Source organism: Paraburkholderia sp. D1E, assembly GCF_052682275.1.
This window is the reverse complement of the sequence record NZ_JBQYMB010000001.1, coordinates 2,790,883-2,805,465: the sequence shown is the minus strand read 5'-3', so window position 1 is coordinate 2,805,465 and position 14,583 is coordinate 2,790,883. Positions and strand designations below refer to the sequence as shown.

16 protein-coding genes are annotated in these 14,583 nt (G+C 59.8%); 7 read left to right on the top strand and 9 right to left on the bottom strand.

Annotated features, from left to right (window positions below; all coding sequences use genetic code 11):
- Nucleotides 1-33: 33 nt before the first annotated feature.
- On the bottom strand, nucleotides 34-357 hold the full coding sequence (locus tag ACUN0E_RS12700; protein ID WP_445566784.1) for a hypothetical protein: 324 nt from the start codon (nucleotides 355-357) through the stop codon (nucleotides 34-36).
- Between the two features lie 207 nt (nucleotides 358-564).
- On the opposite strand from ACUN0E_RS12700, the gene ACUN0E_RS12695 reads away from it, so the two are divergent.
- Entirely contained in the window at nucleotides 565-906 is a 342-nt protein-coding gene (locus ACUN0E_RS12695) for a zinc ribbon domain-containing protein YjdM (RefSeq protein WP_408236431.1), read from the top strand.
- Nucleotides 907-958: 52 nt separating this feature from the next.
- Entirely contained in the window at nucleotides 959-1,378 is a 420-nt protein-coding gene (locus tag ACUN0E_RS12690) for a VOC family protein (RefSeq protein WP_445566783.1), read from the top strand.
- Here ACUN0E_RS12690 and ACUN0E_RS12685 read toward each other — a convergent pair.
- Nucleotides 1,375-2,775 (bottom strand): heavy metal sensor histidine kinase, encoded by a 1,401-nt coding sequence (locus ACUN0E_RS12685; RefSeq protein ID WP_445566782.1) that lies wholly within the window; start codon nucleotides 2,773-2,775, stop codon nucleotides 1,375-1,377. The two genes, ACUN0E_RS12690 and ACUN0E_RS12685, sit on opposite strands and share 4 nt — an antisense overlap.
- Nucleotides 2,772-3,443 carry a heavy metal response regulator transcription factor gene (locus tag ACUN0E_RS12680; RefSeq protein WP_408236167.1) on the bottom strand — a complete coding sequence of 224 codons (672 nt, stop codon included), beginning with the start codon at nucleotides 3,441-3,443 and terminating at the stop codon, nucleotides 2,772-2,774. Before ACUN0E_RS12680 ends, ACUN0E_RS12685 begins: the two co-directional genes overlap by 4 nt.
- 183 nt (nucleotides 3,444-3,626) lie before the next feature.
- On the opposite strand from ACUN0E_RS12680, the gene ACUN0E_RS12675 reads away from it, so the two are divergent.
- The 3 genes from ACUN0E_RS12675 (at nucleotide 3,627) to ACUN0E_RS12665 (ending at nucleotide 5,746) form a co-directional block, all read left to right on the top strand.
- Nucleotides 3,627-4,259, top strand: a complete 633-nt coding sequence (locus ACUN0E_RS12675) for a hypothetical protein (protein WP_445566781.1) — start codon at nucleotides 3,627-3,629, stop codon at nucleotides 4,257-4,259.
- Nucleotides 4,260-4,343: 84 nt separating this feature from the next.
- Nucleotides 4,344-4,976, top strand: coding sequence for a cytochrome b/b6 domain-containing protein (locus ACUN0E_RS12670; protein WP_445566780.1), 633 nt, complete (start codon nucleotides 4,344-4,346; stop codon nucleotides 4,974-4,976).
- The gene (locus tag ACUN0E_RS12665) at nucleotides 4,973-5,746 is read left to right on the top strand and encodes a molybdopterin-dependent oxidoreductase (RefSeq protein WP_445566779.1); all 774 of its coding nucleotides are present in this window, start codon (nucleotides 4,973-4,975) and stop codon (nucleotides 5,744-5,746) included. The genes ACUN0E_RS12670 and ACUN0E_RS12665 overlap by 4 nt, the downstream gene beginning before the upstream one ends.
- Before the next feature lie 18 nt (nucleotides 5,747-5,764).
- On the opposite strand, the gene ACUN0E_RS12660 is transcribed toward ACUN0E_RS12665, so the two are convergent.
- Nucleotides 5,765-6,793, bottom strand: a complete 1,029-nt coding sequence (locus tag ACUN0E_RS12660; RefSeq protein WP_445566778.1) for an AraC family transcriptional regulator — start codon at nucleotides 6,791-6,793, stop codon at nucleotides 5,765-5,767.
- A gap of 320 nt (nucleotides 6,794-7,113) precedes the next feature.
- Between ACUN0E_RS12660 and ACUN0E_RS12655 the strand changes: the two genes are divergently transcribed.
- Entirely contained in the window at nucleotides 7,114-8,166 is a 1,053-nt protein-coding gene (locus ACUN0E_RS12655; protein WP_445566777.1) for an NAD(P)-dependent alcohol dehydrogenase, read from the top strand.
- Between the two features lie 917 nt (nucleotides 8,167-9,083).
- Here the strand turns inward: ACUN0E_RS12655 and ACUN0E_RS12650 are convergent.
- Both ACUN0E_RS12650 and ACUN0E_RS12645 read right to left on the bottom strand, forming a co-directional pair.
- Complete coding sequence (locus ACUN0E_RS12650; RefSeq protein ID WP_408265345.1) at nucleotides 9,084-10,334, bottom strand: IS256 family transposase; 1,251 nt, start codon at nucleotides 10,332-10,334, stop codon at nucleotides 9,084-9,086.
- A 70-nt stretch (nucleotides 10,335-10,404) separates the two neighbouring features.
- On the bottom strand, nucleotides 10,405-10,755 hold the full coding sequence (locus ACUN0E_RS12645) for a hypothetical protein (RefSeq protein ID WP_445566776.1): 351 nt from the start codon (nucleotides 10,753-10,755) through the stop codon (nucleotides 10,405-10,407).
- Between ACUN0E_RS12645 and ACUN0E_RS12640 the strand changes: the two genes are divergently transcribed.
- Entirely contained in the window at nucleotides 10,721-11,677 is a 957-nt protein-coding gene (locus tag ACUN0E_RS12640) for a LysR family transcriptional regulator (RefSeq protein WP_408230318.1), read from the top strand. The genes ACUN0E_RS12645 and ACUN0E_RS12640 overlap by 35 nt on opposite strands.
- Before the next feature lie 37 nt (nucleotides 11,678-11,714).
- Here ACUN0E_RS12640 and ACUN0E_RS12635 read toward each other — a convergent pair whose 3' ends face one another.
- The 3 genes from ACUN0E_RS12635 to narJ form a co-directional block, all read right to left on the bottom strand.
- A complete protein-coding gene (locus tag ACUN0E_RS12635; RefSeq protein WP_408520855.1) occupies nucleotides 11,715-12,845 on the bottom strand; it encodes a nucleoside hydrolase in 1,131 nt (376 codons plus the stop codon).
- 295 nt (nucleotides 12,846-13,140) lie between these two features.
- Nucleotides 13,141-13,866 (bottom strand): respiratory nitrate reductase subunit gamma, encoded by a 726-nt coding sequence (gene narI / locus ACUN0E_RS12630; protein ID WP_445566775.1) that lies wholly within the window; start codon nucleotides 13,864-13,866, stop codon nucleotides 13,141-13,143.
- Nucleotides 13,863-14,582, bottom strand: a complete 720-nt coding sequence (gene narJ / locus ACUN0E_RS12625; RefSeq protein ID WP_445566774.1) for a nitrate reductase molybdenum cofactor assembly chaperone — start codon at nucleotides 14,580-14,582, stop codon at nucleotides 13,863-13,865. Before narJ ends, narI begins: the two co-directional genes overlap by 4 nt.
- Nucleotide 14,583: the final 1 nt, after the last annotated feature.

The window sequence follows — 14,583 nt, the reverse complement described above, 5'->3', positions numbered from 1 at the left end:
CCCGGGCGTCTCGCGCGCTGGCAAACAGGCGCCTCAGCTATTGCCGGTCCGCACCGCCTCGCCATACGTGCTGACGATCCGCCGATCCTGCTCCTCTACCGAAAACAACTCCCATTCGAGGCCGTTGACATCCTTGCTGCTCGAGTACCCTTCCACTGAATCGTCCTCGAAGCCGACATGGCGAAGCTGACCAGTCTTATCCGGCATTTCGTTGATCGAGAAATTGAGCAGATCGGTGCGCCACATTGCATAACGACCGGGTACAACCGCGGTGGGCGGCTGATCGAGACGACGGGTGTAATCTTCGATCGAGGCGTCAAGGCTGGCGACGGCCAAGGCGATATGGAAGCGTTTCATAGCAATGGTCCTGACAGTTAGGATGAGGTGTTTTCATCGTATCGGCGAAGCGCCGCCGCAACCAGTTGCGCAATCATCCCAGTATCGCCATTACCGGCTTGCGTTAAAACAGCTTCCCGCGCGCTGGACGAATGCCGCCCGGTCAACGTCCGCTATACTCGCCGGCCCTGAAGTTATCCGCGCCGAGCCGCGGTCTGGAAAAAAATGATGTCGACGATTCCCGCCTGCCCACAATGCGCGATGGAAAACACTTACCCGGACGGCGAAAATTACGTCTGCCCGGATTGCGCTCACGAGTGGCCAATGACCGCTGCCGCGAGCGCTGACGAATCCGACGATCGTGTCGTCAAGGACGCCAACGGCAACCCGCTGGCCGACGGCGACGCCGTGGTGCTGATCAAGGACCTGAAAGTGAAAGGCTCGTCGATTACGCTGAAAATGGGCACCAAGGTCAAAAGCATTCGCCTCGTCGGCGGCGATCACGAAGTGGACTGCAAGATGGAGGCAGGCAACTTCATGCTGAAGGCCGAGTATCTGAAGAAGGTTTGATGCATCTGGCCCGGCTTGGGCCCGCCTGCAGCGCAAACGAGGAGCGATAGTAATGTTTTCCCACGCATTCGTCGGCATCACGGATTTCGCGCGCGCGTTCGGCTTTTATAGCGCGCTGATGGACACGTTAGGGCTGCGGCTCAAGTTCCGTGATGACGATGCGTGCTGGGCCGGCTGGATGGCAGCCGACGCGCCGCGGCCGCTGTTCGTGATCAGCAAGCCCTACGACGGGCGTCCTGCCACCGTAGGCAACGGCCAGATGTTGGCCCTCCTTGCCCCGGACCGCGCCACAGTCGATCACGCGCATGCTGCGGCGCTCGCCCACGGCGGCGCCTGCGAAGGTCCGCCGGGTTTGCGCCCGCACTATCACCCGGACTATTACGGCGCGTACTTTCGCGATCCCGACGGCAATAAACTCTGTGTGTGCTGCCATGCGCCGGAGACGACCTTAGCCAGGCAAACAGCCGGTTAAGTGCCCGGAAAGTGCAATTCGAAGCGCACCACGCCCGGCACCGGACACACCACGCGCGCCGTGCCGCCGTGCAGATGCATGATCGCCTTGACGATCGCGAGCCCGAGCCCGCTTGATTCGGTGAATGCGCTGCGTGCAGCATCTCCACGGTAGAAGCGATCGAACAGACGGTCCAGTTGCTCGCCAGGAATCGGCGCGCCGTCGTTTTCCACCACCACGGTCGCGCCCTGTTCGTCCTGTGTGCCGCGCAACCGCACGACCGTATCGCCCGCGCCGTATCGCACCGCATTAACGACGAGATTATTGATCGCCCGCCGGCACAGCATCGGATTGACCGACGCCACGCCTTGAGCCTCGACGGTAAAGCGCATGCCGCGTTCGTCGGCGGGGCCTTCGAAATAGTCGGCGATCCTGACGAGTTCGTCGCGCAGATCGACCGGCTCACGGTCGATGGACAGCGCCGCATGATCCGCATGCGCGAGAAACAGAATGTTCTCCGCGATGTGGCTCAAACGGCTCAGTTCCTCGAGATTCGATTCGAGCAGTTGCTGATATTCATCGGCATCGCGCGGTTTGGCGAGCGTCACCTGGGTCTGGCCGATCAAGGCGCCCACCGGCGTGCGAATTTCATGCGCCAGATCCGCGGAAAACTGCGAGAGGCGCTGGTACCCATCGGCAAGACGGTCGAGCATGGCGTTGAACGCGTCCGTGAGCTGGCGCAATTCGACCGGCGCCGCCTCGCTGTCGAGCCGTACCGACAAACTCGCCGGACTGATCTGCGCCGCCCGGGTGGCGATCTCGCGCACTGGCCGCAATGCGCGGCGCAGCACATAGTAGGCGAGCAACGTAGCGGCGAGCATACCGATCAGCGTGGCCAGCACGATGCGATTGCGGTAGGCGGCGAGCATCCGCACTTCCTGTGTCATCGGATGCGCGGCAATCACCTCGACCTCACTGCCGTCCTCGCGCGCTTTGACGGTGGCGATCGCCCAATGAACTGGCACACCGTCCGGCAGCATGGTCTGGCGAATGTCCGAGAGTGTCGGCAAGCGGTCTTCTGTCCCGGTCTGCAGGGCAGGCACCGCGACGTTGCCAGGATTCACGTCGATGAACGGCGCTTCGCCCGGACGGCGAAACAGCAGCACGTCTTCCTCCGCGCCGAGCATGCTCTCGAACAGCAAAGGCCGGTTCTTCAATTCGCTGACCGAGTAGAGATCGCGCACGATGCGGCTGAAATGCTCGACACGGCCGGTGAGCACCAGGTCCGCGCGGCGTTGCAACGACAACTCGGCGGAATGATAGAAATACGCGCCCAGCGTGCCGATCACCACGCACGCAATCGAGGCGAACAGCACCGTGGTGCGGGCCGTCAACGAACGTTCGGTCCACAGCTTCACGAGCCGTCGCCGAACGTATAGCCGATGCTGCGCACCGTATGAATCAGCTTCTTTTCAAATGGATGATCGACCTTGGCGCGCAGGCGTTTGACGGCCACGTCCACCACGTTGGTGTCGCTGTCGAAGTTCATGTCCCACACTTCCGAGGCGATCTGCGTGCGCGACAGCGCTTCGCCCTGCCGGCGCACCAGCAGGTGCAGCAGCATGAATTCCTTGTTGGTCAAGGGAATCTCGACACCCTCGCGCGTGACCTTGCGGCGCAGGACGTCGAGTTTGAGGTCGGCAATCTCGAACACATCGCTCTCGCGGATCACGCCACGACGCAGCAGCGTGCGGATACGCAGCACCAGCTCGGTGAAGGAGAACGGTTTGACGAGGTAATCGTCGGCGCCGAGTTCGAGGCCGCGGATGCGGTCGCTGACGTGATCGCGCGCGGTCAGGAAAATCACCGGCAGATCACGCCGCGCGCGCAGCGCACGCATGATTTCCCAACCGTCGATGCCCGGTAGCATCACATCCAGCACCACGAGGTCATACGCGTGTTCGAGCGCCATGTGCAGGCCATCCGTGCCGGTGCGCGCGAGGTCGACCGCATAGCCGCTCTCGCGCAACCCCTTCTTCAGGTAGTCGCCGGTTTTCGGGTCGTCTTCAATGACGAGGATGCTCATGGTGCCTGGGGTTCCAATCCCGCGCCGCTTCGAGCGTGGGTCATGGATGGGGACGTGGATATGGGGGTCATTCTACGTGGCCTCGCTGCGCCGTTCATGACGTTTTTGTCATCCGTCTGTCACTCGCCGGAGCCGCTCGCACGCCTAATCTGCCCCTATCCTTCACCCACCCAGAGCAGACTCATGAAGATTGTTTCCGCTAATGCGATACGCGCCTTCGTCACCCCCGCGCTCGTCGCCGCATCATTGTTTGCCGCAGGATCCGCCGTGCAAGCCCAAACCGCCGCGCCCACCGGCGTGCGCGGCACCGTGACCTCGCTCTCGGGCGATCTGCTCAAGGTCCACACACGCGACGGCAAAGACGTCGACGTAAAGCTCAGCAAGGACACGCCGATTCGCGGCGTTACGATCGCCAACGTCAACGACATCAAGCCGGACAGCTATGTCGGCACGGCCGCGATCCCGCAGGCCGACGGCACGCTGAAAGCGCTCGAAGTGCACGTGTTCCCCGCCAGCATGCGCGGCTCGGGCGAAGGCCATCGTCCGTGGGATCTCGGCTCGAACAGCACCATGACCAACGGCACGGTCGGCTCGCTCGTGGTCAGCAACGGCCGCACGATTACCGTCAAGTACAAGGACGGCGAGAAGAAGATCGTGATTCCGCAAGACGTGCCTATCGTCGCCCTGGAAGCGGGTGACCGTTCACTGCTGGTGCCGGGTACGAAGGTCGTGCTGTTCGCCCACAAGGAAGCCGACGGCTCGATGGCGGCGAACTTTATCTCGGCAGGCGAGCATGGTGTAACGCCGCCGATGTAATACGGCGTTTTTTCAGCCGTTCGAACAGCCGCGTGCCTCGATGACGCGGCTTTCAGATTTTTCTTTAGTTCAACTCCGCTCACCATGCCCGAACCGCAAGCGCGCTTCATCGTCCACCCACTCGTCGTACGAATCACGCACTGGATCAACGCGTTTGCGATGGTCTGCATGGTGATGAGCGGCTGGGCGATCTATAACGCGTCGCCCTTCTTTCCGTTCAGATTCCCCGTGTGGGCGACCGTCGGCGGCTGGCTGGGCGGCTCTATTGCATGGCATTTCGCGGCGATGTGGCTGCTGTGCGCGAACGGCCTGCTGTATCTGGCGTATGGCATCGGGCGTGGGCATTTTCGTCGCAAGCTATTGCCAGTCTCTCCGCGCGATGTCGTACACGATGCCAGATTAGCCATGCAGTTCAAGCTGCCGCACGATAACGGCAAATACAACGCAGTGCAGCGCGCGCTCTATCTCTTCGTCTTGCTCCTTGGAGTGCTGCTGGTCGCGTCGGGGCTATCGATCTGGAAGCCGGTGCAACTTTCGTGGCTTACCGCGCTATTCGGCGGCTTCGATTTCGCGCGCCGCGTGCATTTTGTCGCAATGGCCGGCGTGGTGGGGTTTGTCGTCGTGCATCTGGCGTTGGTGCTGCTGGTGCCGCGCACGCTGCTGCCCATGTTGACCGGCCGCGCGCGGCACGCCACGCACGAAAGGAGCGAGGCATGAGCGAATCAGAACGCAAGGACTCGCGCGGCACGCGCATTGTCCTCGCCGACCATAAACCGCAAATCGAGCGCCTGCAGCGGCGCCTGTTCCTGCGCTCGTCACTTTCGATCGGCGCGTTGGCAATGCTCTCGGGTTGCAACATGCAGGACGGCGATTCGGTCGACAAGGTGTTGTGGGCCATGTCGCGCTGGAACGATCGTGTGCAGGGCTGGCTGTTCGATCGCGACAAGCTCGCGCCGACTTATGCGGCGAGCGAGATCACCGATCCGTTCCCGTTCAACGCGTTCTATCCGGAGTTCGACGCGCCGGATATCGACGGTTCGACGTATCAACTGGAAGTGTCAGGTTTAGTGTCGGACAAGCGCACGTGGAATCTCGATCAACTACGCGCCTTGCCGCAGGCTTCGCAGATTACGCGGCACATCTGCATCGAAGGATGGAGCGCGATCGGGCAATGGCGAGGCGTGCCGTTTCGCACGTTCCTCGAGCGCATCGGCGCCGATCTGAACGCGCGCTATGTCGGCTTCAAATGCGCGGACCGTTATTACTCGAGCCTCGACATGGCGACGGCCTTGCATCCGCAAACTCAATTGACGCTCGACTTCCGCGACGCACCCCTGCCGGCCAAATACGGCTACCCGCTGAAGCTGCGTGTGCCGACCAAACTCGGCTTCAAGAATCCGAAGCACATCGCGGCGATCTTCGTGACCAACACGAACCCCGGCGGCTATTGGGAAGACCAGGGATACAACTGGTTTAGCGGTCTATAACGCCTCCAGCAAACGCACTCATACCGCGGTCACATAACGCGCTGCCGGCTTGACCACGCGCGGCGGCGGTGCGTCGTACGCGGCGCGCATCCGCTTGACTTCATCGACCGGGCTCAGGCCGAACAGGCGCTTGAACTCGCGGCTGAATTGCGACGCGCTTTCGTAGCCGACGCGTGCCGCGGCCGCGCCTGCGTTCAAACCATCCTGCACCATCAACAAGCGCGCGTGATGCAAACGCGTGGTCTTCACGTATTGCATCGGCGAGGTCGACGTCACGGCCTTGAATTGCGCATGAAAAACGGCGAGACTCATGCCCGCTTCGGAGGCGAGCGTATCGACGTCGAGTTGCCCGTGGTAGTCGGCATGGATGCGCCGTAGCGCTTTGGCGATACGGCCGAAATGATTCTGATGCGTGAGCGCCGCGCGAATCGCATCGCCCTGCTCGCCCGTTAACACGCGATAGCAGATTTCGCGCACTACACCTGGCGCGAGAATGCGCGCGTCGAGCGGCGAAGCTAACGCTTCCAGCAAACGCTGCACGGCATTGCTCAGGGCGGGATCGAGCGGCGTCGAATAGATGCCTAGCGGCTCGTTGTGCGTGGCGCCTTGCGTTTCGTTCAGCGCCATCAGCAACTCGGCCACCATGGTCAAATCGACACGCACTGAGATGGCGAGGAACGGCTCTTCCAGGCTCGCCTCGGTTTCACATTCGAACGGCAGCGGCACCGACAGCACCAGATATTGCTGCGCGTCGTACTGGAACACCTGATCGCCGAGAAAACCGCGCTTGCGGCCCTGGCACACAATCACGATGCTCGGCTCGTACATCACGGGCATACGCGGCATCGGCTGGTTGGCCCGCATCAGGCTGACACCTTCCAGGCTCGAGCGCGTGAAGCCCGGATTGGGCGCAAGTACATCGAACAATTCGACCAGACGTTGCTGGGCAGCATCGACCGGGCCACGACTGGCCGGGCCGCGCTCGGCCGGGTTGTGCTCGGCCGAGCGCGGCCCGGCCGATACGGGTTCAACAGAACGGGTTGACATGACGGTATAGTGACGCACAAGAGAATAATGCTTGAAATTTAGCATCAAACGGACTACTGCGCTCATCGCCAGGAGTTTTAGGCAAACCTTCAAGATATTCAGGTATTCCCCGATTCGCTCCCGGCTTCTACTATGGGAACCCTTCCGGATCATCTTTTTCCGCGCTGCGCCGGGCCTGGTTGCCAGTTCACCATTTCGGTGAATACGTCGACCACCGCTTGCGCCGTGATCCCGGTTCACAACAAGGTTTGGCTGCATCGGCAACGCGCGTTGCCAATCGTCGGCGCCTTGTGACATCACCCTCTTTGCTGGAGCTACCCATGAGCACGACTTATGCCTATGCAGCGAGCGACGCTACCACGCCGCTCGCCCCGTTCGAAATCCAGCGCCGCGAACTGCGCGCCCATGACGTGCAGATGGAAGTCCTGTTTTGCGGCGTGTGCCATTCCGATTTGCATCAGGCACGCAACGAATGGAAGAACACGGTTTTTCCGGTGGTGCCGGGCCATGAAATTGTCGGCCGCGTGACGGCGGTCGGTCCGGACGTAACGAAGTACAAGGCAGGCGACCTGGTGGGCGTGGGATGTCTGGTCGATTCGTGCCGTACGTGTGCGAGTTGCGAGGAAGGTCTCGAGCAGTATTGCGAAAACGGTTTTGTCGGCACGTATAACGGTGTGGACCGGGTTGACGGTCAGATCACCTACGGCGGTTATTCGACGCAACTGGTAGTGGACGAGGAATTCACCCTGCGGGTGCCGGAGAATCTCGACCCCGCGGGTGTGGCGCCGTTGCTGTGCGCGGGTATCACGACGTATTCGCCGCTGCGCACGTGGGGCGCCGGTCCTGGCAAGAAGGTCGGGATTGTCGGCCTTGGCGGCCTGGGGCACATGGGCGTGAAATTGGCCCGTGCAATGGGCGCGCACGTGGTGTTGTTTACGACGTCGCCGTCGAAGATTGAAGATGCCAAGCGACTTGGTGCGCATGAGGTTGTCATCTCGAAGAATGCTGAAGAGATGGGCGCGCATGCCAATAGCTTCGATTTCATTCTGAATACCGTTGCGGCTCAGCACGATTTGAATCCGTTTTTGAGTCTGCTGAAGCTCGATGGCACGATGACGCTGGTCGGTGCGCCGGAGCATGATCATCCGTCGCCGCAGGTGTTCAATCTGATTTTCAAGCGTCGCCGCCTGGCTGGGTCGTTGATTGGCGGGATCGCCGAGACGCAGGAGATGCTCGATTTTTGCGGCGAGCACGGGATTACTTCGGATATTGAAGTGATTCCTATGCAGGGGATTAATGAGGCTTATGAACGGATGCTTAAGAGTGATGTTAAGTATCGGTTTGTTGTTGATCTGGATTCCATGCGGAAGTAATTGGTTTTTTGCCTGTGAGGCGCCAGGTGGGGTTTTTGGTGCCTTGCAGGCGGGGGCTTTTCTGGTTTGGTTGGTTGACTCCGTGGCGCTTTCTTGTTTGCTTGCCTACGGCGTTGGCTTTGCTTGATTTGGTTGCCTGCGCGGCGCTTGTCTGTGTTTTTATGGTGTTGGCCTTTCCTTGTTTTCTTATTGGTGTATTAGCGTCGCCCCTGTGCGGGGCAGGCACCTACTTTTCTTTGCCTGCCGCAAAGAAAAGTAGGCAAAAGAAAGCGGCTCACACCGCTAGCTCATAAGCGGGTCCCCCGCGCAGCCACGGTAGTGGTGCATCTGGAATCTGTGTTCTCGCACATTCGGCGTGAGTGACAAAGCAATCATGCTTCCCGCCTCGCACTACGTGCTCGCCGGAAGGGTTCATCGTGTAAACCCATGGCTCCGTTCAGGTGTGGTGCGGCCATCGGCTCCGCCTCGGCGAAATGCCAATGGGCTCAGTGTTTTGGATCGCCATTTTAGCTTCTTGAGTCGATAGCATTGAACCGCTCCTTCGGCGCAAAACGTAGCTCGCAGCATACAAAATGCGGCTGAACTCTGAAACGGCAACCTGCCCTTTGAAGTGTCGAGAATATCAAGTACGACAGGAAACCTGATGAAATGCCACGGGCGTCGAGTACAGCGGGCAGCTTTATGAAGTGCTGCTGAGCGTAAAAACGGCGGGCGCCTTAATGAAGTACCACAGAGCGTAAAAACGGCAGGCGCCTTAATGAAGTACCGCGTCGGCGCGCGCAGCGCCGCCGGAAGTATGACTGCCTTGTCACTCACGCGGAGTGTGCGGGAACACAGATTCCAGATGCACCACTACCGCAACTGTGCGGGGGATCCACTTAGAGGGTGTCCGGAATTTTGTGTAAACGGGTATTGATTTAACCCGGTAACAGGCGGTCTTCGAACTGGATAGTGAAGCGGTTCAGGGCTGCCTTCCAGTCCCGGATCGGCATCGACCACTTCTTGCTGATGTTGTTAAGTGCCAGGTAAAACAGCTTGGTCACGGCCTCGTCGGTCGGGAACGAACTGCGGGTTTTGATCACCTTGCGCAGGCTCATGTTGATCGATTCGATGGCATTGGTGGTGTAGATCACCTTCCGGATCTCCGGCGGATAGTCGAAGAACGGAATGACGCGTGCCCAGTTGCGCCGCCAGCTCTGCCCGATGGACGGATAGTCCTTGTCCCACGTGGCTTCGAAGGCACTCAGCTTCTGCTCGGCCAGCTCGACCGTCGATGAAGTGTAGATCGTCTTCAGGTCGGCGGCGACCTCGCGCTGCACCTTCCAGGACACGAAGTTCAGACTGTTGCGCACCATATGCACGATGCACAGTTGAACTGCTGCCTTCGGATAGACTGCTTCGATGGCTTCGGGGAAGCCCTTGAGCCCATCGACACAGGCAATAAAAATGTCCTGCACGCCGCGCGTTTTCAGCTCGGTCACCACCTGCAGCCAGAACTTCGCGCCCTCGGTCTGGGCGATCCACAGCCCCAGGACTTCCTTGTGGCCGTCCATGTTCACGCCGATGGCGAGATAGACCGCCTTGGTCCGTACAGCACCGCTGTCGCGCACCTTGACGTGGATGCAGTCGAGATAAACGATGGGGTAAAGCGCGTCGAGCGGGCGGGCTTGCCAGGCCTTCACATCCTCGCTCACCGCGTCTGTTACGGCCGAGATGAGCGTGGGCGACACCTCGGTACCGTACATTTCTTCCAGATGCCCCTGAATCTCCCGCACGCTCAGGCCGCGGGCATATAGCGAGATGATCTTGTCGTCAAAGCCCGACCAGCGCGTCTGATGACGACTCACCAGCTTCGGCTCGAACGCACCCTGACGGTCACGCGGGATATCGAGCGGCAACTCGCCAAACTCCCCCTGCAACGTCTTGGCGCTATGGCCGTTGCGGGTGTTGCCCGTGGCATTGGTGACCGCTTCGCTCTTGCCGTGGCCCAGGTGTTCGGACATCTCCGTCTCTAGCGCCCGTTCAACCAGCATCTTCGTGAGCTGCTTGAGCAGGCCGTTCTCGCCAATCAGGTCCTCTGGTTTCTGGTAGTTCGCCAGCAGGCTGTCGGCCAGCTTGACGAGCTCAGGGTCGGGTTTCACGCGTTTGTTGCGTTTCGCTACGGTCATCGTCGCTCCTGATTACTGGCAGTCTCCTGCCAAATGACCGTTTACACAAAACTAATTACACCCTCTCCACTTATGAGCTAGCGGTGTGAGCTGCTTTCTTTTGCCTACTTTTCTTTGCAGCAGGCAAAGAAAAGTAGGTGCCTGCCCCGCACAGGGGCGACGCTAATAAACCACTAACAAAACAAGGAAAGGCCAACACCATAGGCAACCAGACAAGAAAGCGCCGCACAAGCAAACGAGCCCCAAAAAACGCCAACACCGCAGGCAAACAAACCCAAGCGTGAGCAATACAAAAAAACAAAAAAACCACCACAGACAAACAAAAAACAACGCCGCCGCCAAAGGCAAAAAGACCAACCCTAATTTCACTAACTGGAGTTTGAATCGTGATTGACAGAATAACTGCAATGCGGACATTCATCCGAATCGTGGACACAAACAGCTTCACCCGCGCAGCGGAATCACTCAACATCCCCCGCGCGACAGCGACAACAATCGTCCAGAATCTGGAAGCCCTGCTCGGCACCGCCCTCCTAACCCGCACGACGCGGCGCCTAAGCATCACCCCGGAAGGCGCAGCCTACTACGAACGCTGCGCGCAAATACTCGCCGACATCGACGAAATGGAAGCCAGTCTCCGTCATTCAACGGATAACCTGACCGGCCGCCTGCGTATTGAAATGCCCGGTGCAGTAGCGAGTACCATCGTCCTGCCGGCACTTGACGATTTCCACGCCCGCTACCCAAATCTCGATCTGGCCATCGGCATCAGCAACCGGACAGTCGACATGATCTCGGAAGCCATCGACTGCAGTATCCAGCTAGGCGAATTGCCAGACTCGAATCTGGTTGCGCGGCAACTGGGCACTCTCGAGCACGTAACATGCGCAAGCCCGGCCTACCTGGGCCGCCACGGCACGCCCGCCGACCTCGACGATCTGCGCGGACACGTCGCCGTCAATTGCATGTCGCCGCATAACGGCCGCGAAGTCGATTTCGACTTCGAAGTGGACGGCGAAGCGCAAAACATCAAGGTAAAAGGCTTCGTCAAAGTCAGCGACGAGCAGGCTTATCTCACCTGCGGATTGCAAGGCCTGGGGCTGATTCAACCGGCGCGGATCGCCGCACAGCCCTATCTCGATTCAGGACTGCTGCGTGAAGTACTGCCGCAATGGAAACCCGTGCCGATGGCGGTCTCGGTCGCCTATGTGAAAAACCGCAGGGTGTCGCCACGCGTGCGCGCCTTCGTCGACTGGCTCGCGGAATTGTTCGAGCAAACCGAACACGTCGACCAGGACCTGTCGCGAGTCCGTCAGTTGTTGCGTGGCCTGCATCCCGCCTGAAGCGGGTTTCATGCAGGCTCGCAACACCACGGAGGCGTTAGTTCGGTAGTGTCACCGGCACCGGACGCGTCAGCAGATCAACGTAGAAATTGAAAAAGCCCGGATTGTCGAACCGTTTGACGACCGTCATCTTCTGTAAGCCCGCCGGCGGCGAACTGGTGTAACCGGTCGATTTGCCGTCATTGGCGCCAAAGCTCATATCCACGTCCACCCATTCATCCACCGTCTGCGTTGCAAACGAAGGGTGCATCAGATAGGCCAGCGTCAGCGTGTCCCAGATGTTCGTGGTGTAGTTCGGATTCGTTTCAAAGCCGTTCTTGCCATCGAAACCATAGCCATTCAGCGTCTTGAACAGTTGCGTGATGATGGTCTGTTTGCTCGGATCATGCGCAACACGGTCGTACAGCGTTTTGTCCATCTTCACGGTGTCGGTCACGTCGAGCGGAATCACCACCTGTTTGATCGGCAAACGCAATACGGCCTTCGCCGCTTCAGGATCGAACCACCAGTTGAATTCAGCTGTCGGCGTCGTGTTGCCAGGCACATCGATCGCACCGCCCATGTAGATGATCTGTTTGATCAGCGGCACGATCTCGGGATGCTGGCGCGTGGCGAGCGCGATGTTGGTCAGCGGGCCGATTGCGAGAATCGTCACCTCACCGGGATATTGCTTCACCGAATCGACAATGAAATCCACCGCGCTCCTACTCTGCACCTTGGTGTGCGTGGCGAAACCGTCCGGCGGTGCAACGAGGTCGCTGTCCGACTTCGGTTCGGGCGTATTCCACGCGCCGAGATAGCCGTCGCCACCCGGGAATTGCTTCTGCTCGGCCTGAATGGTGGCGAAATCATGCGACAACGCATAATTGGCGCCCGCATATACGCCGATCTGTTTTTCAACGCCAAGACGCTCAACCGATTTCAATGCGTCCGATACGCCCTGCTTCAACCATTGATTACCGGAGACGACCGTAATACCCAATACTTTCAGCGAGCCTTGCGCCTGCAATTGCGCGGCCATTACGCCGAGCTGGCCGTCATCGCTCAGCGTGTTGTAGTCGCTGTCGATAATCACTTTGGGCGGGTTCGTCTGCGCATTGAGATCGCTGCCGCCGCACGCCGACAGGGCCGAGACAGCCACCACGCTTGCTACGCATGTCAATACCATGAAGAGCCTCTTCACCGATGTCTCCTTTTTATGCAGTCGTGCTGCTCGAATAAGGAGGCTCATCATAGACGTAAACCTAACGAAATAAAATCGTCAGGTTTAATGCGTAATTCATGGAATGATCTTTCTGCGCCGTAGATCGCCGAAAATGCCGATAAACATCGCCGCTGTATCGGTAAATTCATGAAAGCCGCAGCGCCGCGCTTTCGAGTCATCGCGAAACAGTTGCCCGACTTTTCCGGTGGAGCGGATGCGCGTCGAGTGACGCGCATCGCCAGCAACGAGGGCGGCCGCGTTACGAACGCCGCCGCGGCGTATTCTGCCCCACGGGTACGTTCAAACGCCGGTCACGCACCACCTGCCACGGCCGCAACAGATACGCGAGCGAGGCAAAGCCACTCCAGATATGCACGAGGCGCGTGAACGGAAACACCAGAAACAGCGTCATGCCGAGGAACATGTGTGCCTTGAACACCCAGTTCGCTTCAGCGATGAGCGTGGCGGCACCGCCCTGGAATGTGACGATGTGCTGTGCCCAGCCGGCGAGCTTCATCATCATGCTGCCGTCCAGATGCTGCGCCGACATCGGAATCGTGCCCAGACCCAACACCAGTTGCGCCCACAGCAACACCAGCAGCACGATATCGCTGGTCTTCGAATGAGCGCGGATGCGCGGGTCGCCGAGCCGGCGGATCAGCAGCATGGTCACGCCGATAAACGCGAGCGTGCCCGCAACACCGCCCGACACCATCGCCACGACCTGCTTCGCGCCGGCGCTGATAAACGATTCATAGACCACATGCGGCGTCAGCATGCCGAAGAAGTGGCCAAACATCAGGAACAGCACGCCCACGTGGAACAGATTGCTCCCCCAACGCAGCGTGCCGGTGCGCAGCATCTGTGACGAATCGCTTTTCCACGTGTACTGATCGCGGTCGTAGCGCAGCAGACTGCCGATCAGAAACACCGCCAGACAAATGTACGGATAGATGCCGAATAAGAGCGTATCGAGGTAATTCATACAATGGCTTCCTTGGACCGGCGTGGCGACGCAGCATCACGCCGAACGATCTGGATGGGCTGTACACGAGGCCCGGCATTCTGCCCGGCCACGGAACAGCCGTCGAAGACAACGGGTTCGGCCCATTGCTCGTCGAGCGGAGCCTCGGCGGGAGCTTCCGGCACGGTCTCGGGCTGTTGCACCGGTTCGCCCGCGAGATCGAGCGCGGCGGCAACGGCTGCCGCATAGGGGCTCTGCTGACGCGCCAGCGCAGCGTGAATCGACTGCAGCAGATGCGCCATTTCCGCGAGGAATTCACGCGCGACGCCGTAGGGCTGCGTCGACGCAAACTCCAGCACCACCGGCAAGTAGTCGGGCAACTCGCCGGACGCGAGCAACAGACCCTCCTGCGCATAGGTTTGCTGAAGATCGATCATTGCCGGGCCGCGATCACGCGAATCGCCATGCACGTGCTCGAACAGATGGAGCGACGTGCGGCGGCCTCGGTCGAATGTGTCGAGATAGCGCGCCTCCGCTTCGAGCGGCTCGCTTTGTTGCAAGTCGACGGTAAGCGCAAAGACCGCATCGCGACGCTCAGCCGACAGCACCGTGTCGCGCGACAAAACAATGCTCAGCTCGGGCAGCAACGCACGCAACTGAGCATCCGGATAGCTCAGCAAAGCGGCAAGCACTCGTGCTGCCGCGCAGTGGGGTTCATAAATGGACTCGTTGATCATC